Origin of the sequence: Enterobacter sp. R4-368 (assembly GCF_000410515.1) — a bacterium.
Classification (GTDB): domain Bacteria; phylum Pseudomonadota; class Gammaproteobacteria; order Enterobacterales; family Enterobacteriaceae; genus Kosakonia.
Genome location: NC_021500.1, coordinates 4,981,911 through 4,999,218, shown reverse-complemented (window position 1 = coordinate 4,999,218; position 17,308 = coordinate 4,981,911). Strand labels below are relative to the sequence as shown.

The following is a 17,308-nucleotide window of genomic DNA, read 5'->3' as shown; positions in this document are numbered from 1 at the left end:
CACCTTTCCGGCTTTGCTGGCAGGCAATCGCCCGCGTTTAAGGCGCGCTGCGGTGAAATGGTATTTCAATAGTGAATATTACATCTGTTTACATTCATATGGTGAATGCGTATATTTCGCATTTGCATTTTCATGCGCGATTATTATCAGACGAATTACAAAACCCGCCTGACGCGACAACGTATCGCTGTAAGGCTTTCCCTCTAACGCACCATTAAGGGTTTATGCATGTCTTTCACTCATCACGCCAGGGACGAAGTGCGTCCGTTAGCCGCCACACCGTCTCTGCTTGCCGCCTGTATTGCAATGGCTTTAGCCCCTTCTGCTGCGTTTGCGGCAGAGATCGCCGCAGCATCTGAAGATACGGTTGTGGTTGATGGTGCAGCATTAAGCACCTCTGACAGCCAGGCGCAAGACTACAGCGTAAAAACCACCACCACAGGCACCAAGCTGTTACTGGTCCCGCGAGACATTCCCCAATCTGTGAGTGTAGTCAGCCAGCAGCGTATGCAGGATCAGCAGTTAAATACGATCGAACAAGTGCTGGATAACACGATTGGCGTCAGCGCATCGCGCATTGACAGCCACCGTACGAACTTTTTCGCCCGCGGCTTTTTCGTCAGTAACTTTGCGTATGAAGATATGCCGACATTCCTTGATAACCGCTGGAATTTTGGTGATACCGCAGGCGACACGGCAATTTATGACAAGATTGAAGTGGTGCGCGGCGCGGCCGGTCTGATGAGTGGAACAGGTAATCCCTCTGCTTATGTCAACATGGTGCGTAAACATGCCGACAGCAAAGAATTCAAAGGAACCGCCACCGCGACTTACGGTAGCTGGAACGATCAGCGCTATGTGCTGGATCTGCAAGCACCGCTGAGCGAATCGGGCAACGTGCGCGGCCGGATTATCACTGGTTACCAGGATAAAGATTCCTGGGTTGAACGTAACCACTACCGCAAAAAATTCATTACCGGTGTAGTGGATGCAGATATTACTGATTCCACTACACTTTCTCTTGGCTATGACTATCAGGAAAGTGAAGAAGACAGCCCGACCTGGGGCGGTTTCCCGTCGCTATACAGTGATGGCAGCCGCACGCATTTCCGCCGCGGTTTCAATACCGCTGCTGACTGGGCTTACTCCAATGTCGACTCTTCAAAAATTTTTGCCAACCTGACCCAGCGTTTTGACAACGGCTGGGAAGCGAAAGTTAACGCCATGCATGCGGAAACCAACTTCGACAGCAAGCTGATGTATATCGACGGTTACCCGGATAAGACCACCGGTCTGTATGATGCCTCACAGTGGCAAGGCGCATGGGGCGGCTGGAACCGTGGCGAGCGTAAACAAGACGCTATCGATGCGTTTGTTCGTGGTGGTTACGAGTTGTTTGGTCGCCAGCACGAAGTGATGTTCGGTGGTAGCTACAGCCGCCAGCGCAACAATTATGACAACTCATACCCGGTGAATGACAATTCCGGCCTGATGGATGTCGGCAACATTCATAAATATAACGGCAACACACTGGCCGACCCGAGCTGGTCTGACTGGGCGCTCTACCAGCGCGATGTGATCCGCCAGAAATCGCTGTATGCGGCAACCCGTATCTCTTTAGCCGATCCGCTGCACTTGATCCTCGGCGCGCGTTATACCGAATGGCGCGCAAAATATAATCTGGAGCGTAAGCCGGATGAGATCCGTAACAGCAAGTCCGATGACGTCACGCCATACGCAGGCCTGATTTATGACATTGATGACACCTGGTCTGTTTATGGCAGTTACACTTCTATTTTCGAACCGTCCAGTCAGCGCGATATCAACAGCGAATTTCTTGAACCTACCACCGGTAAAAGCTATGAAGCTGGCATCAAAGGTGACTGGTATAACACACGTCTGACGGCGACCCTGGCGGTATTCCGTACCGAGCAGGATCACGTTGCCGTATCGACCGGCGAGTACATTCCAAATTCCGGCGGCCAGACCGCGTATAAATCCGTCAACGGCACGGTAAGCAAAGGCATCGAATTTGAGCTCAACGGTGCTCTCACCGACAACTTGCAGCTCACCTTTGGTGCCAGCCGTTTTATGGCTGAAGATGGTGACGGTGTAGCCGTTAACCCGGAACAGGCGCGCACCACGATGAAATTATTCACGCGCTACCAGTTGCCGATGCTGCCAGAGCTTTCCGTTGGCGGCGGCGCGCGCTGGCAGAATAAAACCTGGCAGGAGATCAAAGGCCCGAATGGAGACATGCGCATTACGCAAAGCGGTTATACGGTGGTGGATCTGTTCACCCGTTACCAGGCAACTAAAAACTTCGCTATCCAGGCCAATCTGAACAATGTGTTCGATAAAGAGTATTACGATTATCTGGGCACTTACGGTGTGTACGGTGCGCCGCGTAACTTCTCTGTAAGCGCCAGCTACAGCTTCTGATAATCGCAGCCGCGAGCCACTAAGCCCGCCGTCCTCCCGGCGGGCTTTTTTATTCTGTTTTCTTGCTCCCGAAAAACGGCCATTACCGATAACTGCCCGCCCCCAGTTCTCCCGCGATCGCTTATAGCAGACGTTTCCGCTGCACTTATCCTTGCGCATTTAACGCTGAACATGGTGTGAGTGTGAGGCGCGTCTGTGAGTCGCATGACAGCCAACTTGCCGGAGCGGAGTGGGAATGGCACACGGTCTGTGGGCAGCGACGGGTTTTGTCACTCTTTCTTTTCAGTACAGTAAAAATTCAGCGTTAGAAAAGGCGGCATTGATTGCTTCTGGCAGGGCATACCGACCTTCTGCAAAAGAAGGCTCTGCCTGCCCGGTGAAATTTTAATCAAGAGGCAAACCTGTTGCTGACCAGATCCACAGCACATAGTTTTCAGTGGACAATAAAAAAGGGAGCCATCAGGCTCCCTCAGTCTCCCCAGACTATGGCTTAGTTGTTACGGATGTACTCATCCATTTCGGTTTTCAGGTTATCGGATTTAGTACCGAAAATTGCCTGCACACCGGAACCAGCAACAACCACACCCGCAGCACCCAGTTTCTTCAGGCCAGCCTGATCCACTTTCGCTACGTCAGCCACGCTGACACGCAGACGCGTGATGCACGCATCCAGGTTGGTGATGTTCTCTTTACCGCCGAACGCCGTAACCAGAGCCGGAGCCATTTCGCTGGTAACGCCAGCTTTGCTCTCTTCCGTGGTGTCTTCACGACCCGGGGTTTTCAGATCCAGCGCTTTGATCAGCACGCGGAAGATGGTGTAGTAAACCACCGCGTAGCATGCACCGATAACCGGGAACAGCCACAGTTTGCTGCTGTTGCCGCTCAGCACGATGAAGTCAATCAGACCGTGAGAGAACGACGTACCGTCACGCATACCCAGCAGGATACAGATCGGGAATGCCAGGCCAGCCAGAATCGCGTGGATAACGTACAGGATCGGCGCAACGAACATGAAGGAGAACTCGATCGGCTCGGTGATACCGGTCAGGAACGAGGTCAGCGCTGCGGAGATCATGATACCGCCCACTTTCGCGCGGTTTTCCGGTTTTGCGGAGTGCCAGATAGCGATAGCAGCAGCCGGCAGACCGTACATTTTGAACAGGAAGCCGCCAGACAGTTTACCCGCAGTCGGGTCACCCGCCATATAACGCGGAATATCGCCGTGGAACACCTGACCTGCTGCGTTGGTGAACTCGCCAATCTGCATCTGGAAAGGTACGTTCCAGATATGGTGCAGACCAAACGGCACCAGGCAACGTTCAATGAAACCGTAGATACCGAACGCCACAACCGGGTTCTGGTAAGCGGCCCACTGGGAGAAAGTCTGAATCGCAGTACCGATCGGCGGCCAAATGAAGGAGAGGATCACGCCGGTGAAAATCGCAGCCAGACCGGAGATGATCGGCACGAAACGTTTACCAGCGAAGAAGCCCAGATACTCAGGCAGCTTGATGCGATAGAAGCGGTTAAACATATACGCGGCAATCGCGCCGGAGATAATACCGCCAAGCACACCGGTATCAGCCAGGTGTTTTGCGGCAATTTCTTCAGCAGGTAAATGCAGAACCAGAGGCGCAACCACTGCCATGGTTTTCACCATGATGCCGTAGGCAACAACGGAGGCCAGAGCCGAAACGCCGTCGTTATTGGTGAAGCCAAGCGCAACACCGATAGCGAAGATCAACGGCATGTTAGCAAAAACGGAACCGCCCGCTTCGGCCATAACGTGGGAAACCACTTCTGGCAGCCAGCTGAAGTTTGCAGAACCGACGCCCAGCAGGATACCTGCGATAGGCAGTACGGATACTGGCAGCATCAGCGATTTACCGACCTTCTGCAGGTTAGCAAATGCATTCTTAAACATAATTGAGAGTGCTCCTGAGTATTAGTGCTTTTTTCTACGCTTTCACGCATTGGCGAGGGGGGAGAACCGCGCCGTGGGAAGGGCATCTAAGCGCCCTTTATTTATTACACAGAGTAAAATAAATCAGTAAAAGTTTGTTTGACGGCTATCACGTTTCAGCTAGCGCCAGTTACGAAACTCACACTGATTTACAAAAGGTATCGGCTTCCGTATGAAAAACGACCGCCACCGCCTTTTTTATGGCGGTGAACTTTACTCCGATCGTTTATTAATTACGAGTACTAAAATAAGCTGACAGATCAGGCAGATTGCAGGCGGGATGGGTCAACATGGAACAAACGGGCAAAGTTCTGTGTCGTTTGTTGCGCAAGCTCTTCGACAGAAACGCCTTTCAGCACCGCCATATATTCCGCCACATCGCGCGTCATTGCTGGCTGGTTCTCTTTGCCACGATGCGGCACCGGGGCGAGATAAGGCGAATCGGTTTCGACCAGTAAGCGATCGAGTGGAATGTAACGTGCCGCATCACGCAACTGCTCCGCGTTGCGGAAGGTGACGATACCAGAAAACGAGATGTAAAAGCCCATATCCAGCAACTTACCTGCCGTTTCGCGATCTTCAGTAAAGCAGTGCAACACACCACCGCAATCCGTCACGCGCTCTTCCTGCAAAATCGCAAGCGTATCTTCTCGCGCATCGCGCGTATGGACGATCACCGGCTTGTTCAGTTCACGGCCAATGCGGATATGGTTACGGAAGGATTCCTGCTGGCGCGGCTTCGTTTCCGGCGTATAAAAATAGTCCAGCCCGGTTTCTCCCATCGCCACGACGCCCTCTTCCGCCGCCAGTTGGCGCAGCGTGTCGACATCGTACTCTTCATCCTGATTCAGCGGGTGCACTCCGCAGGAAAAGACCACATTCGGGCGCTCACCCACCAGCTCACGCATCGCGCGGTAACCCGGTAATGTCGTAGCCACCGCCAGACAAAACTTCACGTCGCGCGCGGCAGCTTTCGCCAGCACGTCATCAACATCTTTGTGCAAAGAATGGTAATCCAGGCCATCAAGATGGCAGTGCGAATCAACTAAAAACATAATCTTCTCTTACAGATGGGAGACAGGAAGCGTTACGCCTGTTTGCTGGTAACGTTCCAGCATTAACAATAAATCGGTCAGCAGCAACTCGCGGTTAACCCCGACCACACTAAGCAACTGTTCACGACAGGTAAAAATAGCATGCAGTAACGCGTGCAGCGTTGGCGCTTGCACCTGGCGCGCCAGCTTTTCGACCAGCCCTAAGGCATCAACATTGCTGAGCAATGTCGCCCCTTGCTGCATTTTTAATGCATCAAGCAGCAACGCAGAGAGCCATTGCAAACGCTCAGCCACCTTGTCGTGGTTCAGTGTCGGGAACATCGCCAGCCAGTCACCGCTATTCAGCGCTGCGTCTGTAGCCTGGCAAAGCAACTGCCGTTGCGCCCAGACATCGGTCTGAAGCAGCGCTTCTGCCGCGCCAGGCGAACCGGCGCACAAACGTAGTGCGGTCAGAATCGTCTCTTGCGAGGCGGTAACTTCCCGTGCAAGCCAGCTGCAGGCGTAGTTTTCTGCGGGAGGCGCAAGGTGGTGCAAGCGGCAGCGGCTGCGCAAAGTCGCTAATAATCTTGCCGGCTCCCGACAGCCGAGGAAGAACCAGGTGCGCGCGGGCGGCTCTTCCAGCGTCTTCAGCAATGCGTTGGCGGCGGCGTCGGTCAATAACGCGGCATCCTGGATCCACACCACTTTCGCGCCGCCCAGCCGCGCATGTTCGTATAGCTTTTCACTGACTTCACGCACCGCATCAATGCCCAGCGCGGATTTTCCTTTTTCCGGTGCCAGTGCATAGTAATCAGGATGCGTTCCAGCCTGCATAAGCTGACAGCCGCGGCAGTGGCCGCAGCTTTTATGGCCTTCAGGTGTCTGGCATAGCAAGAAACGGCTGATGGCGTAAATCAACGCATCTTCGCCCATCCCCGGCAGGGCGTGGATCAGCAACGCGTGGTGCCCACGACCGCTCTGATAACTGGCAACCAGTTGCTCAAAATCGGGACGCAGCCACGGATACCATTTCATGCGCCCTGCTCCTGCACCCAGGCTGTTACCGTCTGGCGAATGTCGGCAATCACCTTGTCCAGCGGTTGAGTAGCATCAACGGTGCGAATGCGGTCATCTTGCGCAGCCAGTTCAAGGTAGCGCGCGCGGGTACGATTAAAGAAATCCAGCGACTCTTGCTCAATACGATCCAGCTCGCCACGCGCACGCGCACGTTTCAGGCCAACTTCCGGTGTGACATCCAGATAGAGCGTCAAGTCCGGGCGAAAATCTCCCAGTACGACATCGCGCAGCGTGGCCAGCATGGTCTGATCAATGCCTCGTCCGCCGCCCTGGTACGCCTGCGTTGAGAGGTCATGGCGATCGCCGATCACCCAGCAACCACGCGCCAGTGCGGGTTTAATGACGGTTTCGACCAGTTGAACCCGGGCTGCGTAAAACATCAGAACTTCGGCCTTGTCGGTAATAACTTCATCTCCGACAGAACGGATATCCAGCACCAGGCTGCGCAATTTTTCCGCCAGCAGCGTACCGCCTGGTTCACGCGTAAACACCATTTCACCGACGCCAAGCTCTTTCAGCGTCTCAACGATGACATCGCGCGCCGTGGTTTTCCCTGCGCCTTCAAGCCCTTCGATAACGATGTATTTACTGCCCATTTTTTTCCTTAAGTACTTTCAGGTAGTCCTGCACTGCCCGGTTATGGCTGGCGAGATTGGTATTAAATGTATGTCCGCCTTTACCATCCGCGACAAAATAGAGATACGGCGTCTTCGCCGGATGCGCCGCCGCTTTCAGCGAGGCCTCACCGGGTGTAGCAATAGGGCCCGGCGGCAAACCGCTAATTACATAGGTGTTATAGTCGGTCGGCGTTTCCAGATCGGCGCGCGACAGCTTACCATTATAACGCGCGCCCATCCCGTAGATAACCGTCGGATCGGTCTGCAGCCGCATCCCGATGCGCAGGCGGTTAATAAAGACGGAGGCCACCTGATCGCGCTCGCTGGCAATAGCCGTCTCTTTTTCGACAATCGACGCCATGGTTACCAGCTGGTTCTGATCTTTATACGGTAGCCCCTCCATACGCCCTTCCCAGGCTTGCTCCACCGCACGCGACATTTTCTGATGCGCACGCTTGAGCAACGCAACGTCCGTGGTGTTAGCGGTGTACATCCAGGTATCGGGCCAGAACCAGCCTTCCACCCACTGCGGATGCTCCAGTTTCAGGGCTTGCGCCACCGTCGCGTAGTCGTCGTCTTTCAGGGTGTGTTTGATGTAGGGAGCGTCGCGCAGCTGTTTGAGGTAATCGCTCAGGCGCATACCTTCGACCAGTCGTAGCGGAAACTGCGCTTCTTTACCGCTCTCCAGTAACTGCAACATCTCGCGCACGGTCATCTTCGGTGTAAAACGGTAGGTACCGGCTTTGAAATGTGAAAGATCCGGTTCCAGTCGCAGCAGCCACTGAAACACGCGCGGGCGATTAATTACCTTTTCGCGATACAGCAATTCACCCAACGCCACACGGCCGGTTCCGGCGGGCAGCGTGAAAATGGTTTCATCTTTAATCAGGATCTGGCTGTCCGCTAACTGGCGAACCTTCCAGACGCCGGCTCCCGCCGCGATAACCAGCAAAGCCAACAGGAGGAGAACTACGCGTAACATTTTCTTCATGACGGATTTATGCGCTCACACAAGGGGGCTAAAAAGTGGTACAAATCGCGCGCTGACCAGTGCTGTTCCGCCCACTGGCGAACCGGGACAACTGGCATCAACGCGTTACAAATAATGACTTCGTCGGCCAGCATCAGCACATCATGCCGCGCATTGACTTCGACAACCTCAAAAGCGGAAGTTTTCAGCTGACGCAAACAATATTGACGCATGATGCCATCAACACCGGCCTGATCAACACGCGGCGTGAAGACCTTCGAACCCTGCCGCCAGAAGATATTGGCGGCACAACATTCAACCAACCAGCCTTCGCTATCCAGCACCAGCGCTTCATCAGCAGAGGTCTGCTCAAGCCCTGTGCGAATCAATACCTGCTCCAGGCGGTTAAGGTGTTTGATCCCGGCGAGCATTGGGTTACGCCCGAGGCGGATATCACTCAACGCCAGGGTTACCCCTTCCTGCCGCCACCGAGCGTAATGGGCAGGGCTTGCTGATAACGACACTATCCGCGTCGGCGTATCACAACCCGCTGCGCTATAGCCTCGTCCGCCAGTGCCACGGCTGAGAATAACTTTCACCACACCCTCTTCTTTCTCTTTCGCGAGGTGTGCCATTTCCTGCGCCAGTATGTCCCAGTCGAGATAAGGGATCCGGAGCCGTTTACAGGCAAGACGCAGGCGCTGGAGATGCGCGTCGGGAAACTGGATTTGCCCGTCAAGGACACGCGCGGTGGTAAAACAGCCATCGCCAAATTGCGTCGCCCGATCATTAGCGGCCAGCCATTGCTGCTCTTTACCATTTATCAAGAACATAGAGGGCTCCTTATGCGTCTGGGCGGACAGTTTGGCAGGATGAAAAGCGCAGGACAAGGGGATAAACCCGAATAGAAAAGGCCCGACAAGCGGGCCTCCAGTACACAGCGAAATGATCAGACTTTCTTGAAGATCAACGAGCCGTTGGTGCCACCGAAACCGAAGGAGTTACACAGGGTGTACTCCATACCGCTCACCTGGCGTGCAACATGCGGCACAAAATCCAGATCGCACCCTTCATCCGGGTTATCCAGGTTGATGGTCGGCGGAACAGCCTGATCGCGCAGGGCGAGGATCGAGTAAATAGATTCTACTGCGCCTGCCGCACCCAGCAGGTGGCCGGTCATCGATTTGGTCGAACTGACCATTACTGTGCGAGCCGCGTCGCCAAAGACCGATTTCACGGCCTGCGCTTCTGCCATATCACCCGCCGGCGTAGACGTACCGTGCGCATTAACATAGCCAATCTGGCCCGGGGTGATGCCGGCATCACGCAGTGCATTAACCATCGCCTTCGCGGCACCCGCACCGTTTTCCGGCGGAGACGTCATGTGATAAGCATCGCTGCTCATACCAAAGCCGACGATTTCAGCATAAATTTTCGCACCGCGCTTTTTCGCATGCTCATACTCTTCCAGCATGATGATGCCAGCGCCATCGCCGAGAACAAAGCCGTCACGCTCTTTGTCCCACGGACGGCTTGCCGCCTGCGGGTTATCGTTGCGGGTAGACAGCGCGCGCGCTGCGCCAAAGCCACCGACGCCTAACGGCGTACTCGCTTTTTCCGCGCCGCCTGCCAGCATGGCGTCGGCGTCGCCGTAGGCGATGATACGTGCCGCATGACCGATGTTATGCACACCTGAGGTACACGCTGTCGCGATGGAAATACTCGGGCCTTGCAGACCGAACATGATAGTCAGATGACCTGCCACCATGTTGACAATCGTTGAAGGTACAAAGAACGGGCTGATTTTACGCGGCCCACCCTTGACGAGGGAGCTATGGTTTTCTTCGATCAGGCCGAGACCGCCGATACCAGAACCAATCGCTGCGCCAATACGGGATGCGTTCTCTTCTGTGACTTCAAGGCCGGAATCCTGCATGGCCTGAACGCCAGCCACAATTCCATATTGAATGAAGTCATCCATCTTGCGCTGTTCTTTACGCGAGATGATGTCTTCACAGTTAAAATCCTTTACTAAGCCAGCAAATTTGGTTGCATAGGCGCTAGTATCGAAATGGTCGATCAGGCTGATGCCACTCTGACCGGCAAGGAGAGCTTTCCAGGTAGACTCTACGGTATTGCCGACAGGAGACAACATGCCAAGTCCGGTCACAACTACACGACGCTTAGACACGTTTGTCCTCCAGGGAGGGTATAAAAAAGAGATTCGTGGGATAACTACAGATAAAACTCAGGCGGTCGAGTGACCGCCTGGAGATGTTCACTTACGCCTGGTGGCCGTTGATGTAATCAATGGCAGCCTGAACGGTGGTGATCTTCTCAGCTTCTTCGTCCGGAATCTCAGTATCAAACTCTTCTTCCAGAGCCATTACCAGCTCAACGGTGTCAAGAGAATCAGCGCCCAGGTCTTCAACGAAGGAAGCATTGTTGGTAACTTCTTCCTGCTTAACGCCCAGCTGTTCGCCGATAATTTTCTTAACGCGTTCTTCGATAGTGCTCATACTCTTAAATTTCCTATCAAAACTCGCTTTCGCGATGGTTTTCGTAGTGTATAAAATGTTGAAAAATTTGCAACTAAATCCCGGCAGTTCTTACCACGATTTTACGCTATTTTGAGGCCTTTCGCCCTAATAACGCAAATAATTTTCATCGTGGTTAAACCATATACATTCCGCCATTGACGTGCAGGGTTTCACCAGTGATGTAACCCGCCTCGTCAGAGGCTAAAAATGCAACCGCACTGGCGATTTCCTGAGCACCGCCAAGGCGACCCGCAGGAACCTGCGCCAGAATACCCGCACGCTGATCATCAGAAAGCGCACGCGTCATGTCCGTTTCAATAAAACCCGGAGCAACAACGTTTACAGTAATACCGCGGGACGCAACTTCACGCGCCAGCGATTTACTGAAACCGATAAGACCCGCTTTCGCCGCAGCGTAGTTGGCCTGACCAGCATTTCCCATGGTACCAACCACAGAACCGATAGTGATAATACGCCCATGACGCTTTTTCATCATAGCGCGCATTACCGCTTTTGACAGACGGAAAACAGATGAAAGATTGGTGTCGAGAATATCGTTCCACTCATCCTCTTTCATGCGCATCAACAGGTTATCACGGGTGATCCCGGCATTATTTACCAGAATATCAACCTCGCCAAATTCTGCGCGAATGTTTTCCAGAACAGATTCGATAGATGCAGCATCGGTCACATTCAACACCAGACCTTTGCCGTTCGCACCTAAATAGTCGCTGATCGCCTGCGCGCCACTCTCGCTGGTCGCCGTACCGATAACCTTCGCGCCACGGGCAACGAGGGTTTCTGCAATAGCGCGACCAATACCGCGGCTTGCACCGGTTACCAGTGCGATTTTTCCTTCAAAACTCATGGTCTTCCTCTTTTATTGCGCAAGTGCCTCTGACACGGCAGCCGGCTCGTTGAGCGCAGATGCAGTCAGGGTGTCAACAATACGTTTAGTCAGGCCGGTGAGGACTTTACCCGGGCCAACTTCATATAAGTGCTCAATGCCCTGCGACGCCATCAATTCAACGCTCTTCGTCCATTGCACGGGGCTGTACAGCTGACGCACCAGCGCATCGCGAATCGCTTCTGGCGTCGTTTCGCACTTCACATCCACGTTATTTACAACCGGGATCTGCGGCGCGTTAAAAGTAATGTTCTTTAATTCAGCGGCCAGTTTTTCTGCGGCAGGCTTCATCAGCGCACAGTGCGACGGTACGCTAACCGGCAGCGGCAGCGCACGCTTGGCACCTGCAGCCTTGCAAGCAGCGCCTGCGCGTTCAACGGCTTCTTTATGACCAGCAATAACCACCTGGCCTGGCGAATTATAGTTCACCGGAGAGACAACTTGCCCTTGTGCCGATTCTTCACATGCTTTGGCAATGGAAGCATCATCCAGGCCGATAATGGCAGACATCGCGCCAGTACCCGCCGGCACGGCTTCCTGCATGAATTTCCCACGTAGTTCAACCAAACGAACCGCATCAGCAAACGCGATAACACCCGCACACACTAATGCGGAGTATTCGCCCAGGCTATGCCCCGCCATCAGCGCAGGGGTTTTACCACCCTGCTGCTGCCAGACGCGCCACAGCGCGACAGAAGCGGCCAGCAGCGCCGGTTGTGTCTGCCAGGTTTTGTTCAGTTCTTCCGCCGGGCCTTGTTGCACCAGAGACCAGAGATCATAACCCAGAACAGCTGATGCCTCTGCGAATGTCTCTTCAATCACCGGATAAGCCGCAGCCATATCAGCTAACATACCGACGGTTTGGGAACCTTGTCCCGGGAACACAAAAGCAAATTGCGTCATTTTTTATCCTTATACTCAGAAACGAACCAGCGCCGAGCCCCAGGTGAACCCGCCACCAAACGCTTCCAGCAGGACAAGTTGCCCCGGCTTAATGCGTCCGTCGCGTACCGCTTCATCAAGCGCGCTGGGAACTGAAGCTGCGGAGGTGTTGCCATGGCGATCCAGCGTAACAACGACGCTATCCATCGACATGCCGAGCTTCTTCGCTGTCGCGCTGATGATACGCAAGTTAGCCTGATGCGGCACCAGCCAGTCCAGCTCGCTGCGCTCAAGATTATTGGCTGTTAATGTTTCATCAACAATACGCGCCAGCTCTGTCACCGCAACTTTGAATACTTCGTTACCCGCCATCGTCAGATAGGTCGGGTTCTCCGGATGCACACGATCAAGGTTAGGCAGCGTCAGCAGCTCGCCGTAGCTCCCGTCTGCGTGCATATGTGTGGAGATGATGCCTGGCTCTTCGGAAGTGCCCAGCACAACAGCGCCTGCACCATCACCAAACAGAATAATCGTACCGCGGTCGTCCGGATCTAATGTCCGCGCGAGCGCATCAGAACCAATGACCAACGCATGTTTCACCGCACCAGATTTAACATACTGATCGGCGATGCTCAGCGCATAGGTGAAGCCCGCACACGCAGCAGCAACGTCAAACGCCGGGCAACCTTTGATTTCCAGCATGTTCTGGATTTGGCAGGCTGCACTCGGGAAGGCATGCGTTGCAGAGGTAGTAGCAACAATGATCAAGCCAATCTGATCGTTATCGATGCCCGCCATCTCAAGCGCACGCTTAGCGGCTTCATAGCCCATGGTCGAAACCGTTTCGTTTGCAGCGGCGATGCGGCGCTCACGGATCCCTGTACGGCTGACAATCCACTCGTCAGAGGTTTCCACCATTTTTTCTAAATCGGCGTTTGTCCGAACCTGCTCAGGCAGATAACTGCCGGTACCAATAATCTTCGTATACATGTACGCTCAGTCACTCTTGGGTAATATACACACGCTCTGGTTTTCGCCATCCGTTGCAGACGAAGACGAGTGTGCATACACAGATTCCAGGCGAGCGGCGATCCGTTGTGGAACCTGCCGCTGCACCGCCTGCACTGCCTGCTCAATTGCCACGCAAAATGCGCGCTGATTCGCCGCACCATGACTCTTAATCACAGTGCCGCGCAATCCTAACAGACAGGCGCCATTATACTGGTCGGGGTTGAGGTGACTGAATCGCCTTGTCAGGCTTTTTTGTAACCAACGCTTTAATAAAATCAGCCACCACGACCTTTTTTTCCCTTCACCCTGCGATTTCAGCAGTGAAAGAAACATTCTGACAACACCTTCCATTGTTTTTAATGTGACGTTTCCGGTAAAACCGTCACACACCAGCACATCCGTTTTGCCGGTCAATAATTCGTTCGCTTCAAGATAACCAATGTAGTTCATTGAGGACATGGAGCGTAATAATGCCGCAGCATCGCGGATGCTATCGTGCCCTTTGGTCTCTTCTTCACCAATATTTAGTAGCGCCACACGTGGGTTGGCAATACCGAGGATCTCTTCGGCCATCACCGCGCCCATCACGGCAAATTGCACCAGCATCGTGCTGTCACAATCGACGTTTGCGCCCAGATCCAGCACAACGGTCTTACCTTTCTGTTGATGAGGCAACACGGTCACCAGCGCCGGACGCTCAATTCCGTCAAGCGGTTTGAGCAGCATTTTCGCCAGCCCCATTAGCGCACCGGTATTTCCCGCACTCACGCAGGCCTGGGCGCGACCTTCTTTGACTAACTCCAGCGCCATGCGCATAGAAGTACCACGGCTGCTACGAATAGCCTGCGCTGCGCGCGCATCACTGGCAATAACTGACTGGGCAGGAACAATAAGCAAGCGCGAGCGTTGCTCGAAATCAGCTTTGGCAAGTAATGGCGTGATAGCGTCGGGATCGCCGACTAAAAGAAGGTTGAGTTGAGAATTAGAGTTCAGTGCCTGCAAAGCTGCAGGCACTGTCACGGATGGGCCAAAATCTCCCCCCATGACATCTAACGCCAGGGTTAGACGTGTCAAGGTATCGTCGCAGCCTGGTTCGGTCTATCCCCGCTTACGCGGGGAAATCCTCACTAAGCTTCATCACGCTTGCGCGTGATTACTTAGTGATAACCTTGCGACCGCGGTAGAAACCGTCGGCGGTAACGTGGTGACGCAGGTGGGTTTCACCAGAAGTTTTGTCTACAGACAGGCTGGTGACTGCGGTCAGCGCGTCATGGGAACGACGCATGCCACGTTTGGAACGGGTTGGTTTATTCTGTTGTACGGCCATGGACCTTACTCCTTAATTACTTACGCTTTAAGCTGGCTAATACGGCAAATGGATTTGGTTTCTGCGTTTCATCAGGCAGTTCCCCAAAGACCATGTCCGCCTCGGACACTTCACAGTGTTCAGAATCATGCACCGGAACTACCGGCAGGGAGAGAATGATTTCATCCTCGACCAGCGCCAGCAGATCGATTTCACCGAATTCGTTAACCTCAATCGGCTCATACGCTTCCGGCAGTGCTTCAGCCTGTTCGTCTGAACGCACAGGACTAAAACAATACGTGGTGTAGACCTGATGAGTGAACGGTTTCCCGCAACGCTGGCATTCGAGCGATACCGTTACCTTTGCATCACCGTTTAACACGGCAAGACGCTGGTTATCGATAACGAACGACATGGAGCATTCCACATCACTGTCTACGCTGACTACAGATTCAGCGACGCGCTCCGCCTGGTCGGGAGTATAGATACCCTCGTAATCAAGGCGTTTTTGAGCCGTGCGAACCGGATCAAGAGTCAGGGGTAATTTTACCTTTTGCATAGGGCGCGCATATTAACTTTGTAACGTCATAGAGTCAAAGAAAAAGGCAGCCTGCGGTTGCCTTTTGCCAATAATTCGCACACATTGCGGCCTACAGTTTAAAATGCCTGTCATTGTTAAGCCATATTTGGTGAAAAAAATATGTCGCAAATTATCCTCGCTTCCACTTCGCCCTACCGCCGCGCCCTGCTCGAAAAACTCGGTTTACCCTTCGAATGCGCCGCACCGCAGACAGACGAAACACCGCGTGCAGGCGAAGCTCCTCGCCATTTAGTGCTAAGACTGGCGCAGGAAAAGGCGCAATCACTGGCGCAAAAATACCCTCAACATTTGATTATTGGTTCCGATCAGGTGTGCGTACTTGATGGCGAAATTACCGGCAAACCGCACACAGAAGAGAATGCCCGCCAGCAATTGATGAAAGCTAGCGGCAATATTGTGACTTTTTATACTGGCCTGGCGCTGTTTAATTCCGCAACCGGTCATGTGCAAACGGAATGTGAGCCTTTCGACGTCCATTTTCGCCGCTTAAGTGAACAGGAAATCGACGACTATGTCCGCAAAGAGCGCCCGTTGAACTGTGCCGGTAGCTTCAAAAGCGAAGGACTGGGTATTGCATTGTTTGAACGCCTGGAAGGACGTGACCCTAATACATTAGTGGGTTTGCCGCTAATTGCGCTGTGCCAGATGCTCCGGCGTGAACATTGTAACCCGTTGTTAAGCTAATGCTTTCGCGATCACAGTTTCTTTTTTAGGCAAACGTTACATTCATCACCAATATTAAAACGACGTTTTAATTTAAGGAGAGGTGATGAAGATTTTACGTACGTTGCCGCTGATGTTTGCCCTGCTGGCGTCTGGCAATGTTTATGCGCAAGATAAGTGGCAAACAGAGGGCGTCGTTGAAGGCAATCTTCCGGCAAGCTGGCAAACGCTGAAAGCGCAGATGCGTTATCCCGATTCGTGGTTATCAGGCAATTTTAAAGATTTCCACCAGTGGCAATCGCATAGCCGCCAGTTATTTCGCCGCGCCCTGCTCACCCCGGACGCCATGAAACCCTTTTCTCCTCACTCGATAGTGAAAGAAGATCGCGGCAGCTATACCGCTGAAAAATTATCGCTAAACATGACGGACGATAACCGCATTTCCGCCCTGTTATTGATGCCGAAAACACCCGGCCCGCACCCTGCCATCGTTCTGTTGCACGATCATGGCTCGAAGTTTGATATCGGCAAAGAGAAGCTGATCCGCCCGTGGGGTAACGCGGAGCAACTCGCCAGTGCGCAAGCATGGGCTGATAAATTTTTCAGCGGTAAATTTATTGGCGATGAACTGGCGAGCCGGGGCTACGCGGTTATCGCTATCGACAGTCCCGGATGGGGCGATCGCGGCCCGATGGTTTATGAACAACAACAGGCGCTGGCCAGCAACTACTACAATCTGGGACGCTCGCTGGCAGGCGAAGTAGCCTATGAGGATATGCGCACGGTCGATTTTATCGCCGCGCATCCCGGAGTGGACAGTAAACGCGTTGGCGTACTGGGTTTCTCAATGGGTGGTTTTCGCGCCTGGCAACTGGCGGCGCTGAGCGAAAAAGTCGCTGCTACAGCGGTGATTTCGTGGTTTGGAACCTATAACGGCCTGATGCAACCCGGCAATAACGTGTTACGCGGTCAATCCGCGTTCTATATGTTGCATCCGGGGATGCCCGCCCGCATGGATATTCCGGATATCGCCAGCATCGCCGCGCCGAAGCCGATGCTGATTTTCAGCGGTGGCAAAGACAAACTTTTTCCGGCTGAGGCGGTAAAAGACGCTTTTGACAAAGTGCATCGGGTGTGGTCTTCGCAGCAGGCAGACGACAAACTGGTGACGAAAAGCTGGCCGGAACTGGGACATGTCTTTTATCAGGAACAGCAAAATGAAGTGTTTCCGTGGCTGGACAAATGGCTGAAGCCGTAAGCCAACCCCGTTTTCCCCCTCGCAGACGCGAGGGGGA

At 53.6% G+C, this 17,308-nt stretch carries 18 protein-coding genes; 4 read left to right on the top strand and 14 right to left on the bottom strand.

Features of this window, described 5'->3' with window-relative positions; translation table 11 throughout:
* Positions 1-228: 228 nt before the first annotated feature.
* Both fhuE and H650_RS25810 read left to right on the top strand, forming a co-directional pair.
* Positions 229-2,442: a ferric-rhodotorulic acid/ferric-coprogen receptor FhuE gene (fhuE, locus tag H650_RS23330; protein ID WP_020457458.1), complete on the top strand. Its 2,214-nt coding sequence runs from the start codon at positions 229-231 to the stop codon at positions 2,440-2,442.
* Positions 2,443-2,677: 235 nt separating this feature from the next.
* Positions 2,678-2,830 carry a hypothetical protein gene (locus tag H650_RS25810; RefSeq protein WP_189660084.1) on the top strand — a complete coding sequence of 51 codons (153 nt, stop codon included), beginning with the start codon at positions 2,678-2,680 and terminating at the stop codon, positions 2,828-2,830.
* 102 nt (positions 2,831-2,932) lie between these two features.
* Here the strand turns inward: H650_RS25810 and ptsG are convergent, their stop codons facing one another.
* The 14 genes from ptsG to yceD form a co-directional block, all read right to left on the bottom strand.
* Complete coding sequence (gene ptsG, locus H650_RS23325) at positions 2,933-4,366, bottom strand: PTS glucose transporter subunit IIBC (protein ID WP_017456430.1); 1,434 nt, start codon at positions 4,364-4,366, stop codon at positions 2,933-2,935.
* 299 nt (positions 4,367-4,665) lie between these two features.
* Positions 4,666-5,460, bottom strand: coding sequence for a metal-dependent hydrolase (locus tag H650_RS23320; RefSeq protein ID WP_020457457.1), 795 nt, complete (start codon positions 5,458-5,460; stop codon positions 4,666-4,668).
* 9 nt (positions 5,461-5,469) lie between these two features.
* On the bottom strand, positions 5,470-6,474 hold the full coding sequence (holB, locus tag H650_RS23315) for a DNA polymerase III subunit delta' (protein WP_020457456.1): 1,005 nt from the start codon (positions 6,472-6,474) through the stop codon (positions 5,470-5,472).
* Positions 6,471-7,112: a dTMP kinase gene (tmk, locus tag H650_RS23310; RefSeq protein ID WP_020457455.1), complete on the bottom strand. Its 642-nt coding sequence runs from the start codon at positions 7,110-7,112 to the stop codon at positions 6,471-6,473. The genes holB and tmk overlap by 4 nt, the downstream gene beginning before the upstream one ends.
* Entirely contained in the window at positions 7,102-8,124 is a 1,023-nt protein-coding gene (gene yceG / locus H650_RS23305) for a cell division protein YceG (RefSeq protein WP_044489623.1), read from the bottom strand. Before yceG ends, tmk begins: the two co-directional genes overlap by 11 nt.
* The gene (pabC, locus tag H650_RS23300) at positions 8,121-8,936 is read right to left on the bottom strand and encodes an aminodeoxychorismate lyase (protein ID WP_020457453.1); all 816 of its coding nucleotides are present in this window, start codon (positions 8,934-8,936) and stop codon (positions 8,121-8,123) included. The genes yceG and pabC overlap by 4 nt, the downstream gene beginning before the upstream one ends.
* 116 nt (positions 8,937-9,052) lie before the next feature.
* A complete protein-coding gene (fabF, locus tag H650_RS23295) occupies positions 9,053-10,294 on the bottom strand; it encodes a beta-ketoacyl-ACP synthase II (RefSeq protein ID WP_044489622.1) in 1,242 nt (413 codons plus the stop codon).
* Between the two features lie 91 nt (positions 10,295-10,385).
* Positions 10,386-10,622 (bottom strand): acyl carrier protein, encoded by a 237-nt coding sequence (gene acpP / locus H650_RS23290; protein WP_000103754.1) that lies wholly within the window; start codon positions 10,620-10,622, stop codon positions 10,386-10,388.
* A gap of 154 nt (positions 10,623-10,776) precedes the next feature.
* The gene (fabG, locus tag H650_RS23285; protein WP_020457450.1) at positions 10,777-11,511 is read right to left on the bottom strand and encodes a 3-oxoacyl-ACP reductase FabG; all 735 of its coding nucleotides are present in this window, start codon (positions 11,509-11,511) and stop codon (positions 10,777-10,779) included.
* A gap of 12 nt (positions 11,512-11,523) precedes the next feature.
* On the bottom strand, positions 11,524-12,453 hold the full coding sequence (gene fabD, locus H650_RS23280) for an ACP S-malonyltransferase (RefSeq protein ID WP_020457449.1): 930 nt from the start codon (positions 12,451-12,453) through the stop codon (positions 11,524-11,526).
* A 15-nt stretch (positions 12,454-12,468) separates the two neighbouring features.
* On the bottom strand, positions 12,469-13,422 hold the full coding sequence (locus H650_RS23275) for a beta-ketoacyl-ACP synthase III (protein ID WP_020457448.1): 954 nt from the start codon (positions 13,420-13,422) through the stop codon (positions 12,469-12,471).
* A 6-nt stretch (positions 13,423-13,428) separates the two neighbouring features.
* Positions 13,429-14,517, bottom strand: coding sequence for a phosphate acyltransferase PlsX (gene plsX / locus H650_RS23270; protein WP_110093663.1), 1,089 nt, complete (start codon positions 14,515-14,517; stop codon positions 13,429-13,431).
* 79 nt (positions 14,518-14,596) lie between these two features.
* Complete coding sequence (rpmF, locus tag H650_RS23265) at positions 14,597-14,770, bottom strand: 50S ribosomal protein L32 (protein ID WP_020457446.1); 174 nt, start codon at positions 14,768-14,770, stop codon at positions 14,597-14,599.
* Between the two features lie 16 nt (positions 14,771-14,786).
* A complete protein-coding gene (yceD, locus tag H650_RS23260) occupies positions 14,787-15,308 on the bottom strand; it encodes a 23S rRNA accumulation protein YceD (protein ID WP_044489621.1) in 522 nt (173 codons plus the stop codon).
* Between the two features lie 141 nt (positions 15,309-15,449).
* Here yceD and H650_RS23255 point away from each other — a divergent pair, with 141 nt between their 5' ends.
* Complete coding sequence (locus tag H650_RS23255; protein ID WP_020457444.1) at positions 15,450-16,034, top strand: Maf family protein; 585 nt, start codon at positions 15,450-15,452, stop codon at positions 16,032-16,034.
* 85 nt (positions 16,035-16,119) lie between these two features.
* Positions 16,120-17,271, top strand: coding sequence for a dienelactone hydrolase family protein (locus H650_RS23250; RefSeq protein WP_020457443.1), 1,152 nt, complete (start codon positions 16,120-16,122; stop codon positions 17,269-17,271).
* Positions 17,272-17,308 lie beyond the last annotated feature (37 nt).

What these genes read in the sequence shown, in the direction of transcription:
- holB (WP_020457456.1), bottom strand. Translation starts at nt 6,474, where the DNA reads ATGAAATGGTATCCGTGGCTGCGTCCCGATTTTGAGCAACTGGTTGCC.
- acpP (WP_000103754.1), bottom strand. Translation starts at nt 10,622, where the DNA reads ATGAGCACTATCGAAGAACGCGTTAAGAAAATTATCGGCGAACAGCTG.
- H650_RS23250 (WP_020457443.1), top strand. Translation starts at nt 16,120, where the DNA reads ATGAAGATTTTACGTACGTTGCCGCTGATGTTTGCCCTGCTGGCGTCT.
- H650_RS23255 (WP_020457444.1), top strand. Translation starts at nt 15,450, where the DNA reads ATGTCGCAAATTATCCTCGCTTCCACTTCGCCCTACCGCCGCGCCCTG.
- fabD (WP_020457449.1), bottom strand. Translation starts at nt 12,453, where the DNA reads ATGACGCAATTTGCTTTTGTGTTCCCGGGACAAGGTTCCCAAACCGTC.
- yceD (WP_044489621.1), bottom strand. Translation starts at nt 15,308, where the DNA reads ATGCAAAAGGTAAAATTACCCCTGACTCTTGATCCGGTTCGCACGGCT.
- H650_RS23320 (WP_020457457.1), bottom strand. Translation starts at nt 5,460, where the DNA reads ATGTTTTTAGTTGATTCGCACTGCCATCTTGATGGCCTGGATTACCAT.
- pabC (WP_020457453.1), bottom strand. Translation starts at nt 8,936, where the DNA reads ATGTTCTTGATAAATGGTAAAGAGCAGCAATGGCTGGCCGCTAATGAT.
- H650_RS25810 (WP_189660084.1), top strand. Translation starts at nt 2,678, where the DNA reads ATGGCACACGGTCTGTGGGCAGCGACGGGTTTTGTCACTCTTTCTTTT.
- yceG (WP_044489623.1), bottom strand. Translation starts at nt 8,124, where the DNA reads ATGAAGAAAATGTTACGCGTAGTTCTCCTCCTGTTGGCTTTGCTGGTT.
- fabG (WP_020457450.1), bottom strand. Translation starts at nt 11,511, where the DNA reads ATGAGTTTTGAAGGAAAAATCGCACTGGTAACCGGTGCAAGCCGCGGT.
- ptsG (WP_017456430.1), bottom strand. Translation starts at nt 4,366, where the DNA reads ATGTTTAAGAATGCATTTGCTAACCTGCAGAAGGTCGGTAAATCGCTG.
- rpmF (WP_020457446.1), bottom strand. Translation starts at nt 14,770, where the DNA reads ATGGCCGTACAACAGAATAAACCAACCCGTTCCAAACGTGGCATGCGT.
- fhuE (WP_020457458.1), top strand. Translation starts at nt 229, where the DNA reads ATGTCTTTCACTCATCACGCCAGGGACGAAGTGCGTCCGTTAGCCGCC.
- tmk (WP_020457455.1), bottom strand. Translation starts at nt 7,112, where the DNA reads ATGGGCAGTAAATACATCGTTATCGAAGGGCTTGAAGGCGCAGGGAAA.
- H650_RS23275 (WP_020457448.1), bottom strand. Translation starts at nt 13,422, where the DNA reads ATGTATACGAAGATTATTGGTACCGGCAGTTATCTGCCTGAGCAGGTT.